Raw genomic sequence first — 13,634 nt, 5'->3', positions numbered from 1 at the left:
CTCTATCGCCAACGGACAAGGCGCCTTGTGGTTCACCCCTCATGGGGAAGGCGGCGCTAGCGCCCCTGGGCCGCCGCGGCGCGATCGGTGGAGGGATCGTGGTCCGATGCGGCCGCGGCGTCGGGCGTCAAGATCAGCGTGCGGCCCTCCACGCGCCAGGACGCCAGCTGAGAGAGAAAGTTCATCCCCAGGACGTCGATCGTTCCTGCGGAAGGGGAGATGACGACCTTGAGGTTCGCAGCTTCGATGCCGCCGATTTTCAGGCTCTCGATTTCTCCTGTCTTGGCCTGCACGACGCCGTTGGCGGTGCGGACAAGGACGGGCACGAGGCTCGGGTCGGCTTCGACGCGCGCCCGCGCCGCCGTATCGGGCGCCAGGGCCGTGACCGTTGCGCCGCTGTCGACCAGCATTCTGCGCCGCACGCCGTTGATGTCCGCCTGGACCCAGAAATGGCCGTCTGAGGCCATGGCGATGCGGACTTCGCGGCCGACGATCTGCTGGCTGTCCAGACCGAGCCGCTCGGTCACCTGCGAAAGATAGGGATCGAGGGCGGCGCGCTGGAAGATGATCAGCAGCCCCAGAGCCAGGACGCCGAACGAAAACACGGCCCGGATGACCAGTCCGATCCGCGGAATGCTGAAGAGACCAAAGAGCAGCAGCGCGGCTGCCGCGGCGGCCAGCGCCAACTGGCGCCAATCGAGTTCGGCGGGGAGGGACATGACCAGGAGTGAACAGCGTAGCGCTTGTTTTGATCCGCCGCCCGGGCAAGCCGGCGGCCGCTGATCGATGACGGTTCCAGCCGGCCAGGGTGAAACCTAAAGCTCGGCCGATCATTGCCTACGGGATCGTCTAGGGAGAACGGAATGCCGGAGCGGCGGACGCATGACTTCGAGACGGTCTCAAGACCAATGCTCCATCCGCTTCACGCCATCCTTCTGGCGTTCCCGATCGCGCTCTTCACAGGCGCGCTGGTGTCGGACATCGCCTATCTCCGGACGGCCGAACTCCAGTGGTCGAATTTCGCCGCCTGGATGATCACCGGCGCGCTCGTCGTCGGCGCGATGGTCCTGCTCTGGGCCCTTGTCAGCGCGGTGCTCGCACGTCGCGCAGGCCGCGTGCGGGCGGGGGGATATCTGCTCCTGATCGTGATCATGTGGGGCGCTGGCCTCGTCAACGCCTTCCAGCACAGCCGTGACGGGTGGAGCTCTGTGGGCGCCTTGGGGCTGCTGCTCTCGCTGACCTCCATGCTCGCCGCGCTGCTGGCGGGGTGGATCGGCTTTTCCGCCGCCCGGAGGATCGCGCGATGAGCCGGCGTCTGATCATCCTGGCCCTGGCGCCCTTCGTCCTGGCGGCCTGCGGCCCAAATGAGCGGGACCTTGCGCAGACCGGTCCCGAACCCCAGCTGCCCCGGCAGCACGAGACGCTGGTCCCGCCGATGAAGATCGCCAGACCTGCGGGGTGGGACGGGAAGGTCCCGACCGTGCCCGCCGGCTTTTCGATTACGCCCATGGCGAGCGACCTGAAGGTCCCGCGCCAGATTCTCGTCCTGCCGAACGGCGATGTTCTTGTCGCCGAGGGCTCGGGCGGCGGCGCGCCAAAGGTCCGGCCCAAGGACGTGATCGCCGGCTACATCAAGAGCCTTGGCAAGACCAAGGTGAAGGGAGGGGACCAGATCACCCTGCTGCGGGACGCCGACGGGGATGGAACCGCCGAGCTGCGCACGGTCTTCATCGACGGGCTGAACGCGCCCTATGGCCTGGCGTTCGTCGAAGGGGCGCTCTACGTCGCCAACCAGGACGCGCTGCTGCGCTTTTCCTATCAGGACGGTCAGACCCGCGTGGCGGGCCGCGGCGAGGAAGTGACCAGGATTCCATCCCAACTCAATCACCACTGGACCAAGTCGCTGGCGGCCAGCGCCGACGGCGCGCGGCTCTATGTGGGCATCGGCTCCAACAGCAACATCGGCGAACGCGGCATGGCCGTGGAAGAGGAACGCGCCGTCATCTGGGAAATCGATCGACTGACGGGCGCACGGCGCACCATCGCGACGGGGATTCGCAACCCCACCGCGCTGGCGATCGAGCCCACGACCAGCGCGCTGTGGGCCGTGGTCAACGAGCGCGATGAACTTGGACCCCAGCTGGTCCCGGACTATCTCACCTCCGTGCGCGAGGGCGCGTTCTATGGCTGGCCCTACAGCTATTGGGGACAAAACGTCGATCCGCGCGTACGGCCCCAGAAGCCTGAGATGGTCGCCAAGGCCATCACGCCCGACTACGCCCTCGGCTCGCACGTGGCGGCCCTAGGCCTGAGCTTCGCCACCCAGGGCGGCTTTGGCGGCGTGTTCGCCCAAGGCGCGTTCATCGGCGAGCACGGGAGCTGGAACCGGCAGGACCTGGCTGGCTACAAGGTGGTCTTCGTTCCCTTCGCGGGCGGCCGCCCGACCGGTCCCCCCGTCGATTTCGTGACCGGCTTCCTGGACGAGAAGGGCGGGGCCCGCGGCCGACCGGTGGGCGTCGCCTTCGATCCGCGCAGCCGAACCCTGCTCATCGCTGATGACCTGTCGAACACGGTCTGGCGCGTCGCGGCGCGGGCGCCAGGCTGAGGAACGGGAGCGGCCGGATGCTGCAAGAGCTATCGACGCCCTACTGCGGAGCGCCGCCGTTGCCGGAAGACGTTCTTGGCCGGTGGAACCTCGACCCGCTCGTCCTTGCAGCCCTCGCCGCCGCAGCCGTCCTTTGCCTCGCGCGTTCGCCGCGCCCGGCCGCGGGACTTGGCGGCCTGCTGGTCCTTGCGGTGATCTTCGTATCGCCGCTCTGCGCGATGAGTTCGGCGCTGTTCTCGGCGCGCACGGTGCACCATGTGCTGCTTGTGGCGCTTGCTGCGCCGCTGCTGGTCTGGGCCACGCCACGGAGCGCGCCGCGCGGCCAGCTCGCCGCGGCGCTCGTCTGTCAGGCGCTGGTGTTCTGGGCCTGGCATGCGCCGGCCGCCTACGGCCTGGCGCTGCGCGATGACGGGGCCTACTGGCTGATGCAGGCCAGCTTGCTGTTCTCGGCGATCTGGTTCTGGAGAGCGGTGCGCTCGGCCAGCGCGCTGGCGGCGACCGGCGCCCTGCTGGTCGCGATGGTGGCGATGGGACTGCTCGGAGCGGTGCTGACGTTCTCGCAGGCTCCGCTCTACGCGCCGCACCTGGCCTCGACCTTCGCGTTCGGCCTGACGCCGCTGGAAGATCAGCAGGCCGCGGGCCTCATCATGTGGGTGCCGGCGGCCGGCGTCTATCTCCTGGCGGCCCTGGCCGCCGTGCGTGACCTCCTGACCACGGGCCTGCGCGAAAACGCGTTATGATCGACAAGCTCGTCGCCAACATTCTGGAGTGGGCGGCCGGTCACGCCGACGAGGGCCGCTACTCCCCCGTCGCGATCGTGTTTCACTGGGTGATGGCCGGGCTGGTTGTCTTTCAGCTTGCGCTCGGCTGGTGGATGGGCCGCGCGCCCGTCGGGGCCGGCAAGGTGGGGGCCCACGATCTGCACTATGCGATCGGCCTGGTCATGCTTGTGCTGGTGGTTTGTCGCGGCGGCTGGAGACTGCTGGCGCCGCCGGTGATCAACGACGCCGACAAGCCGGGTTTGGAGAGCCTGTTCGCCCACGTCGGTCACTACGTCTTCTACATCTGCCTCTTTGGCTTGCCGCTGAGCGGTTGGGCGATGCTGTCAGCGACGGCGCGGGAGGAGCAGCTGCTGCTGGCGGGCATAACGCCCTGGCCGCTAATGCCCTTCCAGGAACTGACCGCCGAGCGCCGCTGGCAGATCGAGGCGGCGGCCGAGTGGATGCACTTTGGCCTTGTCGTGTCGTTGCTGATGCTGATCCCGGTTCACGTCGCCGCCGCGCTCAAGCATCACTTCATCGACCGGGACGACGTGTTCCACGGGATGCTGCCAATTGTGCCGCAGCGGCCTCGGCGGCGGACAGGCTGGCAGCGTCGCTATAGGGCCTGGGAGAAGCAGGTTGGCGCTCAAGCCAGCCGGCTATGGCGCTCGCTTCGAGCGGCGTCACCTGCGCGACCGCGATCGCCATGACGCCGCGCGCGTCGTTGCGCCGCTTGGCCGCCTGCCATCGCCTGATCTGCTCAAGCGTGTAGCCGGCGGGCTGACCTGCGAGGGCCGGATTGGCCGCGCCGACGCCGCGGCCATCGTCGCCGTGACAGACGGCGCAGGCGATCACGCCGCGCCGCGCGTCGCCGTCAAGCCACACGGGCGGGGTCGAAAGGCTTGGCCGCCCGGTCATCGGAGCGGCCATGGCGCCATAGTGCGCTGCGACCGCCCGTCGATCGTCGGGCGAGAGCCAGCGGACGGCGGGCTGCATGGTGGGATCGGGCCGCAGCCCCGAAGCGTAGTCGTCCAGCTGCTTTTGCAGATACCCGGCGTCGAGCCCCGCCAGGCGCGGAGCGGCGACCCCGTCGCCTTGTCCGGCGAGGCCATGGCATCCGAAGCAGGCGTTGGCCGCGCCGCCTCGTCCGCCGCTCAGCGCAATGACCTCGCCGCTCTTGGTGAACGGGTCGATGCGCGCTTGGGGCGCTGGACCGCAGGCCGCGATCAGACCGCAGAGCGAGGGAAGGAGGAGGGCCAGGCGCACGCAGTCGGCAACACCAGCCAGGCTGTATCGGTTCCGACACGGAACCTGCGCCGCGGGGCGAGGTTTCCTCACCGGCAAGGGAGGCGCAATGCATGCTGCCGGAAGATCGTCAGGGCGGCCCTGGGGCGCGGCGATCCTCATGATCGCAGCGCTCGGCGGCTGCGCCGACAAGAGCAGACCTCCACGCCAGATTTCCGGCGCCGATCCGCAGCGCGGCCTTGAGCTGATCAGGCAGTCTGGGTGCGGCGCCTGCCACGTGGTGCCGGGGCTCGATTGGCCGCGCGGCGCCGTCGGGGGCTCGCTGAAAGGGTTCGGCGCCCGCCCCCTGATCGCCGGGCGCTTTCCAAACCAGCCGGGCGTTCTGGTGGCCTGGCTTCGGGACGCCCCCAGCCTGGCGCCTGAAACGGCCATGCCGCCCAGTTCGCTGAGCCAGGACGAAGCCCGCGACGTCGCCGCCTATCTCTACGGCCTCCATGAACGCTGACTTGCGCGCGCCGGAAGCCTTCGCCGGCTGGCCGCCGCCGGCGCTTGACCCGGCCGGTCCCTTCGCCGCGACGGTCAACACGCTGTCCTGGGTGCTGTTCGCGGGCGGGGGGGCGGTCCTTGCACTGGTGGTCGTCGCCCTGGCCCTGGCGCTCCTGGGTCCTCGCCGTTGGCGCCGCAGATTGGGCGGAACCTGGCTGGTCTGGACCGGCGGGCTGGCCTTCCCCGTCGTCGTGCTCAGCGCGCTGCTGATCTATGGGCTGAGCCTCAACAGCCGCCTCAGCGAGACGCCGCGGCCTGGCGAGATGCGCGTGCGGGTCACCGGGGAGATGTGGTGGTGGCGGGTCGCCTATCTCGACAGCCAAGGTCGCGAGGCGCTGCAGGACGCCAACGAAGTGCACATCCCCGTCGGTCGGCCGGTGGTCTTCGAGCTCGACTCCGCCGACGTGATCCACAGCTTCTGGGTCCCGCGCCTGGGCGGCAAGAAGGACATGATCCCCGGACGGCGCAACATCCTGCGCCTCCAGGCCGACGCTCCGGGCGTCTATGCTGGCCAGTGCGCCGAGTTCTGCGGCGGACCGCACGCGCTGATGGGGTTCGTGGTCGTCGCTCACGACCCTGCGGCCTTCGAAGCCTGGCGCGCGGCGCGGGCCGGCGGCGCCAAGGCGCCGGAGGACCCGCAGGCTCTGCGCGGCGCGGAGGTCTTCGCCGCCGCCGGATGCGGCGCGTGCCACACCGTGCGAGGCGCCGGCGCCAATGGGTTGGCGGGACCTGATCTCACCCATGTCGGCGCCCGCCGCACGCTCGGCGCGGGCATCCTTCCCAATAACCGCGGGACCCTCGCCGGCTGGGTCGCCGACAGCCAGGCGATCAAGCCGGGCAACCGCATGCCGTCCTACCCGGTGCTGACCGGCCAGGACCTCAACGCCCTGGCCGCGTACCTTGAGGGGCTCAAGTGAGCGAGGAGGGAATCGCCCTGGAAACGCTGCAGGCGCGCTTCCCCACCAAGGGGCGCCGGCCTGCGCGCGAACTCGCCGAACTCGAACGCATCTGGCGCCGGCCAAGCGGCTGGGGGTGGATCACGGCGATCAACAACAACTTCGTGGGCGTCTACTATGTCGGCGCAGCCATGCTGTTCTTCGTCCTGGCGGGCGCGGTGGCCGTCCTCATGCGCACCCAGCTCGCCCTCCCGCTGAACGGCTTCCTGCCGCAGGAGACCTACAACCAGTTCTTCACCGTGCATGGCACGATGATGATGTTCCTGTTTGCGGTCCCGGCGGTGGAGGCGCTTGGCGTCCTGCTGCTGCCGCAGATGCTCGGGGCCCGCGATCTGCCGTTCCCGCGGCTCAGCGCCTACGCCTTCTGGGCCTATCTGATCGGCGGCCTGGCCTTCTTCGCTTCGCTGTTCTTCGGTCTGGCGCCCGACGGCGGCTGGTTCATGTACCCGCCCTTGACGAGCACGACCTGGTCGCCGGGCATCAACGCCGACTTCTGGCTGGTCGGCATCGGCTTCATCGAGATATCGGCCATCGCCGGCGCCATCGAGATCATCGTCGGCGTCCTGCGCACGCGCGCGCCGGGCATGACGCTCGACAAGCTGCCGGTCTTCGCCTGGGCGATGCTGATCTTCGCGGTGATGATCATCGTCGCCTTCCCATCGGTGATCCTGGCGACGACGCTGATGGAGCTGGAGCGGGCGCTGAACTGGCCGTTCTTCGATCCCGCCCGCGGGGGCGATCCGCTGTTGTGGCAACACCTCTTCTGGTTCTTCGGCCACCCGGAAGTCTACATCATCTTCCTGCCCGCGGCGGGCGCCATGTCGACGATCGTGCCGGCCGTCGCACGCACGACGCTGGTCGGATACCCTTTGGTGGTGCTGGCGATGATCGCCACCGGCTTCATCAGCTTCGGGGTCTGGGCGCACCACATGTTCACGACCGGCATGCCGACCATGTCGATCAATGTCTTCTCGGCCGCATCGATGGCGGTCTCGATCCCCGCCGGCGTCCAGGTGTTCGCCTGGATCGCGACGCTCGCCGACGGCAAGCCCCGCTACACCACCGCCGGACTCTTCGTCATCGGTGCGGTGGCGGTCTTCACGATGGGCGGGCTGACCGGGGTGATGGTCGCCATGGTGCCTTTCGACTGGCAGGCCCACGACACCTATTTCATCGTCGCGCACCTCCACTACGTGCTCATCGGCGGGATGGTCTTTCCCATGTTCGCGGCCATCTACTATTGGCTGCCGATGGCGAGCGCCCGGCCGCTCAGCGAACGGGTCGGCAAATGGGTGTTCGCGCTGATGTTCGCCGGCGTTCACATCACCTTCCTGCCCATGCATCTGGCCGGGCTGATGGGCATGCCGCGCCGTGTCTACACCTACCTGCCAGGCCGCCACCTTGAGCTGCCGAACCTGATCTCGACGATCGGCGCCTTCATCTTCGCGCTCGCGGTCGCGCTCTGGATCTACGACATGATCCGCAACTTCCGGCCGTTCGGCGAGCGGGCGGCGGGGGACATGCACCAGAGCCCCGGCCTGGAGTGGCTACCCGCGGGGCTCTACTCGGTCCGTTCGATCCCGATCGTCAAAAGCCTCTACCCGCTATGGGATCAGCCCGATCTTGCTCGCGACGTCGAGGCCGGGCGCTACCTGCTGCCGGGGTCGGCGACCGGCGGGCGCGAGACCATCCTGACCAGCACTCTTGCGGCCGCGCCGCAGGCGCTGCTGCGCATGCCCGATCCTTCACCCTGGCCGGTCTGGGCGGCGGTCTTCACGGCGGGGTTTTTCCTGCTGCTCACCGTGCAGGCCTACCCGGCGAGCGTGGTGAGCGGCGTGCTCGCGGTCTCCTGCATGATGCGATGGTGTTGGTCGCTGGACCTGCCGTTCGATGCGGAGCGCGCGCACATCGGCGGGCGCTTGCGCGTGCCGACCTATGTGTCTGGACCCAGCGGCCACGGTTGGTGGGCGATGATGATCACGCTCGTCGTCGCCGCGATGGTGCTGATCCTGGCGGCCTTCAGCTACGTGTTCCTCTGGAGCCGCAATCCGGCGATCTGGTCTGCGCCCCCGGCGCACGCGACGCTCCTTGGCGGGCTGGCGCTCAACGCCGCAGCAGCCGTGCTGGCGTTCACCTCGGCCCGTCTAGCCAGGCGGACCCTGCGCGCGGCGCGTCTGGCGGTCTGGCTCATGGTGGCGGCCGGCGTGGTCCTGGCCGGAGCCTGGCTGCTGGACCTGTCGAGTTGGCGTGCGAGCGACCTGCGGGCGCAAGCCAGCGCCCACGGCGCGATGGTCTACACCTTCCTGGCCTGGCAATCGCTGTTCGTCGCCGTGGCGCTGCTCATGGGCGTCTACATCGTGCTGCGTCGTCTCTTCGGGCTGATTGCGCCCGAGCGACCCACGACCTCCGACCTGATCAGTCTCTTCCTCATCTACTCGGCAGGGCAGGGCGCGTTCTCGATGCTGCTCACGCGTCTCTTCCCTGGTGCATGACCCGTGCGTACCGGCGTCATGATGCTCGCAGGCCTCGGGGTATGGGCGCTCCACTTCACGGGACTCTACGCGATCGCCAGCCTGGAAGATCTTGTCGGGGGCGAGGGTTGGCGGCTGGGCGGCGCCGTTTTCAGCCTGCTTTGCCTGGCGCTCTGCGGCGGGGTCCTGGCGCGCGCGCTCACGGACTTGCGGCGTCCAGAAGCGGCCCCCGCCCGGTTTACGTCAACAGTGGCCGCAGTGGGCGCAGGCCTTGGCCTGGTCTCGGTGGCCTGGCAGTCGCTTGTCCTGGTTAGGTTCTGAGGCATGCGCCTACGCATCGTCGCCGCAGCGCCGGGAGGGCGTCGCCAGGACATCACCGCCCGATCACCGCCAGGCGTGCGATCACAACGCCTGCGGCGCGATGGTCGCGCGCGGGCTGAGCAAGGCGGGCTGCGTCCGTGAAGATCGCCACCTTCAATATCAACAACATCAACAAGCGGCTGCCCAACCTCCTCGACTGGCTTGGCCAGGCCCAGCCGGACGTGGTGTGCCTGCAGGAGCTCAAGGCCGAAGACCAGGCCTTTCCAGAGGCGGCGCTCGCGGCCGCCGGCTATGGCGCGGTCTGGCGTGGCCAGCGGACGTGGAACGGCGTGGCCATCCTGTCGCGGGGCGGGGCGCCGATCCTGACGCGCCAGTCCCTCCCGGGCGATCCAAGCGACGGACAGGCGCGCTACATCGAAGCGGCGGTCAGCGGCGTGCTCGTCGCCTCGATCTACCTGCCGAACGGCAACCCGAACCCGGGGCCGAAGTTCGCCTACAAGCTGGCCTGGCAGGCCAGGCTGGCGGCGCACGCCGCCTCGCTGCTCGCCACCGGCGCGCCCGTGATCCTGGCGGGCGACTACAACGTCGCGCCGACCGAAGCCGACATCTACCAGCCCCATCACTGGGCGGGCGATGCGCTGGTCGACCCCCAGGCGCGCGCCCGGTTTTCGGGCCTGATTGAGGCCGGGTGGACAGACGGGCTGCGCGCGGTTCATCCCACGGGGCCGCTCTGGACCTTCTGGGCTTACATGCGTCAGCGCTGGCCCAACGACAAAGGGCTGCGTCTCGATCACCTGCTGCTCTCGCCCGGACTGGCCGACCGGCTGATCGACGCCGGCGTGGATCGTCAAGTCCGCGGCCTTGAGGGGGCGAGCGACCATGCGCCGGCCTGGCTGGTCCTTGGTCCTGAGCGCGGGAAGAGCGTATCCCCGGGCGGAAGACCCAAACGTCCACCGCGGAAAGGTGAGCAGCGATGAAGCGCCCGGCGGCCAAGCGGCGGACGGTCACAGCGGAGAATTTGGCTGCTCTGGGCGCAGAGCGGCTCGCAGAGATCCTAGTCGAGGTTGCGGGGACCAGGCCCGACCTGAAGCGGCGTCTGCGTATGGAACTGGCGGCCGAGCACGGGCCGTCCTCGTTGGCGGCGGAAATCGACAAGCGGTTGGCGTCATTCGAAACCAGTCGCGGCAAGATCACCTGGCGCCAGCGCCCGGCGTTCATCCGCGATCTCGACGCGCTTCGCGGGCTGATCGCAGATCGCCTGGCGCCGATGGACGCGGACGCCGCCATCGAGCGGCTCTGGCGATTGACCGATACGGCCAAGAGCATCGGAGCAAGATACCGCGAACGCGGCGACGAACTCGAAGTGGTGTTTGCGCGTGCGGCCGGGGACCTCGGCCGCTTGTTGAAGAGCGTGTCGCCCGGTCTCGCCGCGGCGGCGCTGGTCGACAGCCTGATCAAGAACCCGGTCGGATGGAAAGCCTGGCTGCCGAGCCTGCTCGACGAGGCGTCCGCCGAGATGGCCGGTGACGCGCTGCGCTTCCTGAGCGAGCGGGCAGGGGCCGGCCCCGGTTGGATCACCCTGATCAGATTGCTGGCCGACGCGGCGGGGAACGTGGAGGCCTATGCAAGCACCTTCCCGGCGCAGGCGCGTTCATCGCCGCCTGTGGCCGCAGGGATCGCCTTGCGCCTGCTCGGCGCCGCGCAGGTGGAGGCGGCGGGCGAGGTTCTGCGCGGCGCTGCGCAAGGCGCAGCGGGCAAGGCCGCCAGGGTCGATGAGGCGTGGGAAACGGCCTGGATCGCGTACCTGGAGCTGGCCGGCCGCGAGGATGAGGCGCAGGAGGTTCGCTGGGCTTCGTTCGAGCGGACGCTCAGCCCGGAAAGAGCCAGGGCCTTCATCGCCCGACTGGCGGATTTCGACGACGTCGAGGCCGAGGCTCGGGCGTTCTCGCTGGCCGCGACGTTCCCGAAGTTCGAGCCCGGACTTGCGTTTCTGATGGATTGGCCCGCCTTGCCCGAGGCCAGCAGCATGATCGAGGCGCGCGCCGACGAGATTGAGGTCGGGAGCGAGGACGCCGAGTTGTGGGCGGCCAAGCTGCGCCGTCGCTACCCGCGCGCCGCGCATCTCTTGCTGCGCAAGGCCGCCGCGGCGGCCTTCCGGCGCCGGGACTTCAAAGCTTCCGATCGTCTGACGGCGGAAGCCGACACGATAGATATCTGAAAGGACCGTCTGCTCCCTTCAGGCAGGCTGCGAGCTGAACAGACGGGCGATTCTAAGGGTCAGCTTTTGGCGCTGTTCGGTCATCCGCTGTCGGCGTTCAGATGACGGGGCGGTGACGCAAGCGTCGCCGCGGACCGGGCTCCATGTCGTCGATCTCGATGTCGTAGCATTCTATTTCGCGCGCGCCGCCGCGCCTAAGTTTGGGCGACCGGTCGTCCCAACGCTTGTAGTCGGTGGGCGTGGGCTGACTGGCAAGAACCCGGGTCCGCTCGCGACGGCTACCTCCATTAAATCTAATTTGAATAGAAGCGCCAAGCTTTGGCGTTAAGCTGGTGTCTGCTTCATGGTCGCACCCAACCATCGTGCCGCGGATGGTCGTCTTTCGTGTCGGCCATGTGCCGCTTGACGCACCGGTCGCTTGGTCGTCGCAGGTCTCCGCTACCCTAGTCCTGAGACGCTTATGACAAAGTCAGCACATTCGGGCTGAGAAAACCTGCTCCTCATGCAATACAAATCGCCTTTGTGAAGGACCTCTGAGCGAGCGATCCATCAAATGGCTATGACAGCGAGGCCAAGCTGGGCATGGCGTGCTGGGGCGCAGGGCGCACCTCTCGTATCTAATATTCTTCCCGATCGGGAAGAGTGAGTTCGGTGGAGCTCGCTAAGCGCTAATTCTTCCCGATCGGGAAGAATGGCATTGCTAAGTGTCATTTGATGCGCGTATCTTCCCGATCGGGATGTTTACGCCGCTGACCACTGCCGCCGAATTTGGCGCCGCGCTGAGCAGAGCCCGCAAGGGTTTGGGGCTGACGCAGCGCGATCTCGCCCTCGCCATCGGCGTTGGCGAACGCTTCATCGTGGAACTTGAGGCCGGCAAGCCGACCGCGCAACTCGGCAAGGCGCTCGCCGCCGCCAAGGCCGCCGGCATGTCTGTCGTCGATGCGGCTGAAATCGCAATTGAGCGTGGCCGGCCGTGACTCTGCCGTTCTTCATCGAAGATCGGCGTATCGCGGCGGTGGATGATGGTCCCGAGGGCCTCCAGCTCTACTACGAGAACGACTGGCGCGAGGCGCGTGAGGCGTTTCCGATCTCACTTTCCATGCCGCTCAAGGCCGCAGACCATTCGCCGGAGGTCATTGCCTACTGGCTCATGAACCTTTTGCCTGAGGGCGAACCGCTGCGCGCCATGACACGGGCGTTGGGCGTCGCTCGCGAGGATATTCTTGGCCTCATCGCCGAGACCGGTCGTGATCTCGCCGGCGCGCTCACCATCGCCGCGCCGCGACCCGGCGAGGCGCCGGGCATGGTTCGCATCGCAGGTCCCGACGACCTCGAGCGGATCATCGAGGAACTTCCCTCCAAGCCCTTTCTGGTCGGCGAGGACGGCGTCTCGATGAGCCTCGCCGGCGCCCAGGAGAAGCTGCCGCTCACACGCGACGGCGAGGGCCTGGCGGTCCCTATCAACGGGGCGCCATCAACGCTCATTCTCAAGCCAGACAATCCACGCCTGTCTGGCAGCGTGCAGAACGAAGCGCTTTGCATGGTGCTGGCGCGGCGTTGCGGCCTACCGGTGGCGGCGGTCACCACCGCGGTGGCGGGCGCACGCTCCTACCTCCTCGTCGAACGCTACGACCGAGAGGTCAGGGATGGGCGCATCGTGCGCCTCCACCAGGAGGACTTCTGCCAGGCGATGGCGCGACCGCCAGCGGCCAAGTACCAACATAACCGCACTGGCCGCCAAGGGCCCTCGCTCGCGGAAATGTTCGATCTGGTGCGCGCCCACATGACCGCTCGCGAGATCAACCGCCTGTTGGACGCCGTCATCTTCAACATCGCCATCGGCAATGTCGATTCCCACGCCAAGAACTACTCCATCCTGCTCAGCGCGGGCCGACCAACCCTGGCGCCGCTCTACGACCTGATGTCAGGCCTCGTCTGGCCCGGCATTACGCAGAACCATGCCCAGGATATCGGCGGGCAACAGCGGGGCCGACATATCTATGCCCGTCATTGGCGGCGAATGGCCGAGGCCGCGGGCTTGGCTGGTCCGGCCACGGTCCGGCGCGTAGCCGCGCTGACGGCCCGGATCGTCGCGGAGCTTCCGGCCGCGAGCGACGAGGTCGCCGCCATGCCGGCGGGTGCACACGCCGGCCTCGCCAATCTCGCCGCCGAGATCGGCCAACGTGCGGCCTTGGTCGGGGCCCATTCTCAAGAAGAGGGCGCTGACGGTGATGACGCCGCGCTCGAGCCGGCCGCGGACATGGGCGCCTATCCGAGTTGAGCCGCCCATACGGCCTGCACCTGTTCGCTCGCAGCGCGGCAAAAGGGGAGCGGTAGAGGCTCGATGACCATCAGGTTCTGGGGTGCGCTGCCTGATGTGCCAGCGCTCGAGCTGTTGCGTAGGCTGGCTGTGGTGAGCGGCATGCTGCTTGGATGCGGCGCGCTATGCGCGATCGCTGTTATCGTCATTCCACGCATTCGCTGACCGGGTCGGAACTAGCCGGCACAGAT

Annotated in this window: 14 protein-coding genes and 1 pseudogene; 13 read left to right on the top strand and 2 right to left on the bottom strand. The window is 68.2% G+C overall.

All coding sequences use genetic code 11. The annotated features are described in order from the left end of the window. Positions 1–56: 56 nt before the first annotated feature. Positions 57–686, bottom strand: coding sequence for a TIGR02281 family clan AA aspartic protease (locus tag ASC79_RS18425; protein ID WP_200937235.1), 630 nt, complete (start codon positions 684–686; stop codon positions 57–59). Between the two features lie 222 nt (positions 687–908). Between ASC79_RS18425 and ASC79_RS18420 the strand changes: the two genes are divergently transcribed. Genes ASC79_RS18420 through ASC79_RS21580 form a run of 4 tightly spaced genes read left to right on the top strand, consistent with a single transcriptional unit; the run spans position 909 to position 4,076 of the window. Then, positions 909–1,307 carry a DUF2231 domain-containing protein gene (locus ASC79_RS18420; RefSeq protein WP_200937234.1) on the top strand — a complete coding sequence of 133 codons (399 nt, stop codon included), beginning with the start codon at positions 909–911 and terminating at the stop codon, positions 1,305–1,307. Next, positions 1,304–2,605: a sorbosone dehydrogenase family protein gene (locus tag ASC79_RS18415; protein ID WP_056025874.1), complete on the top strand. Its 1,302-nt coding sequence runs from the start codon at positions 1,304–1,306 to the stop codon at positions 2,603–2,605. The genes ASC79_RS18420 and ASC79_RS18415 overlap by 4 nt, the downstream gene beginning before the upstream one ends. A 17-nt stretch (positions 2,606–2,622) precedes the next feature. Beyond that, positions 2,623–3,345 carry a cytochrome c oxidase assembly protein gene (locus ASC79_RS18410; RefSeq protein WP_056025872.1) on the top strand — a complete coding sequence of 241 codons (723 nt, stop codon included), beginning with the start codon at positions 2,623–2,625 and terminating at the stop codon, positions 3,343–3,345. Further along, the gene (locus ASC79_RS21580) at positions 3,342–4,076 is read left to right on the top strand and encodes a cytochrome b (RefSeq protein ID WP_056025870.1); all 735 of its coding nucleotides are present in this window, start codon (positions 3,342–3,344) and stop codon (positions 4,074–4,076) included. The genes ASC79_RS18410 and ASC79_RS21580 overlap by 4 nt, the downstream gene beginning before the upstream one ends. A gap of 49 nt (positions 4,077–4,125) precedes the next feature. Here the strand turns inward: ASC79_RS21580 and ASC79_RS21795 are convergent. Further along, a pseudogene (locus ASC79_RS21795) lies at positions 4,126–4,773 on the bottom strand (cytochrome c); the annotation flags it as partial. On the opposite strand from ASC79_RS21795, the gene ASC79_RS18400 reads away from it, so the two are divergent. From ASC79_RS18400 to ASC79_RS21205, 9 genes are all read left to right on the top strand, one after another. Continuing rightward, positions 4,772–5,116: a cytochrome c family protein gene (locus ASC79_RS18400; protein WP_082532240.1), complete on the top strand. Its 345-nt coding sequence runs from the start codon at positions 4,772–4,774 to the stop codon at positions 5,114–5,116. The pseudogene ASC79_RS21795 and the gene ASC79_RS18400 overlap by 2 nt on opposite strands. Beyond that, a complete protein-coding gene (gene coxB, locus ASC79_RS18395) occupies positions 5,106–6,074 on the top strand; it encodes a cytochrome c oxidase subunit II (RefSeq protein ID WP_056025866.1) in 969 nt (322 codons plus the stop codon). The genes ASC79_RS18400 and coxB overlap by 11 nt, the downstream gene beginning before the upstream one ends. Continuing rightward, on the top strand, positions 6,071–8,605 hold the full coding sequence (locus ASC79_RS18390; protein WP_056025865.1) for a cbb3-type cytochrome c oxidase subunit I: 2,535 nt from the start codon (positions 6,071–6,073) through the stop codon (positions 8,603–8,605). Before coxB ends, ASC79_RS18390 begins: the two co-directional genes overlap by 4 nt. Before the next feature lie 3 nt (positions 8,606–8,608). Next, a complete protein-coding gene (locus ASC79_RS18385) occupies positions 8,609–8,905 on the top strand; it encodes a hypothetical protein (protein WP_156378481.1) in 297 nt (98 codons plus the stop codon). A gap of 137 nt (positions 8,906–9,042) precedes the next feature. Then, a complete protein-coding gene (locus tag ASC79_RS18380) occupies positions 9,043–9,882 on the top strand; it encodes an exodeoxyribonuclease III (RefSeq protein ID WP_056025861.1) in 840 nt (279 codons plus the stop codon). Next, positions 9,879–11,123, top strand: a complete 1,245-nt coding sequence (locus ASC79_RS18375) for a DUF6880 family protein (protein ID WP_327082820.1) — start codon at positions 9,879–9,881, stop codon at positions 11,121–11,123. The genes ASC79_RS18380 and ASC79_RS18375 overlap by 4 nt, the downstream gene beginning before the upstream one ends. A gap of 704 nt (positions 11,124–11,827) precedes the next feature. Beyond that, positions 11,828–12,100 carry a helix-turn-helix domain-containing protein gene (locus ASC79_RS18370; RefSeq protein ID WP_235528823.1) on the top strand — a complete coding sequence of 91 codons (273 nt, stop codon included), beginning with the start codon at positions 11,828–11,830 and terminating at the stop codon, positions 12,098–12,100. Continuing rightward, positions 12,097–13,404 carry a type II toxin-antitoxin system HipA family toxin gene (locus tag ASC79_RS18365; protein WP_082532239.1) on the top strand — a complete coding sequence of 436 codons (1,308 nt, stop codon included), beginning with the start codon at positions 12,097–12,099 and terminating at the stop codon, positions 13,402–13,404. The genes ASC79_RS18370 and ASC79_RS18365 overlap by 4 nt, the downstream gene beginning before the upstream one ends. A 63-nt stretch (positions 13,405–13,467) precedes the next feature. Then, the gene (locus ASC79_RS21205) at positions 13,468–13,608 is read left to right on the top strand and encodes a hypothetical protein (protein WP_156378479.1); all 141 of its coding nucleotides are present in this window, start codon (positions 13,468–13,470) and stop codon (positions 13,606–13,608) included. The last annotated feature ends 26 nt before the right edge of the window (positions 13,609–13,634 follow it).

The organism is Phenylobacterium sp. Root1290 (assembly GCF_001425305.1).
Lineage (GTDB): Bacteria > Pseudomonadota > Alphaproteobacteria > Caulobacterales > Caulobacteraceae > Phenylobacterium.
The sequence above is the reverse complement of the archived record's forward strand: the minus strand, read 5'-3'. Positions and strand labels throughout refer to the sequence as shown.

What these genes read in the sequence shown, in the direction of transcription:
- ASC79_RS18410 (WP_056025872.1), top strand. Translation starts at nt 2,623, where the DNA reads ATGCTGCAAGAGCTATCGACGCCCTACTGCGGAGCGCCGCCGTTGCCG.
- ASC79_RS18400 (WP_082532240.1), top strand. Translation starts at nt 4,772, where the DNA reads ATGATCGCAGCGCTCGGCGGCTGCGCCGACAAGAGCAGACCTCCACGC.
- ASC79_RS21205 (WP_156378479.1), top strand. Translation starts at nt 13,468, where the DNA reads ATGACCATCAGGTTCTGGGGTGCGCTGCCTGATGTGCCAGCGCTCGAG.
- ASC79_RS21580 (WP_056025870.1), top strand. Translation starts at nt 3,342, where the DNA reads ATGATCGACAAGCTCGTCGCCAACATTCTGGAGTGGGCGGCCGGTCAC.
- coxB (WP_056025866.1), top strand. Translation starts at nt 5,106, where the DNA reads ATGAACGCTGACTTGCGCGCGCCGGAAGCCTTCGCCGGCTGGCCGCCG.
- ASC79_RS18415 (WP_056025874.1), top strand. Translation starts at nt 1,304, where the DNA reads ATGAGCCGGCGTCTGATCATCCTGGCCCTGGCGCCCTTCGTCCTGGCG.
- ASC79_RS18375 (WP_327082820.1), top strand. Translation starts at nt 9,879, where the DNA reads ATGAAGCGCCCGGCGGCCAAGCGGCGGACGGTCACAGCGGAGAATTTG.
- ASC79_RS18420 (WP_200937234.1), top strand. Translation starts at nt 909, where the DNA reads ATGCTCCATCCGCTTCACGCCATCCTTCTGGCGTTCCCGATCGCGCTC.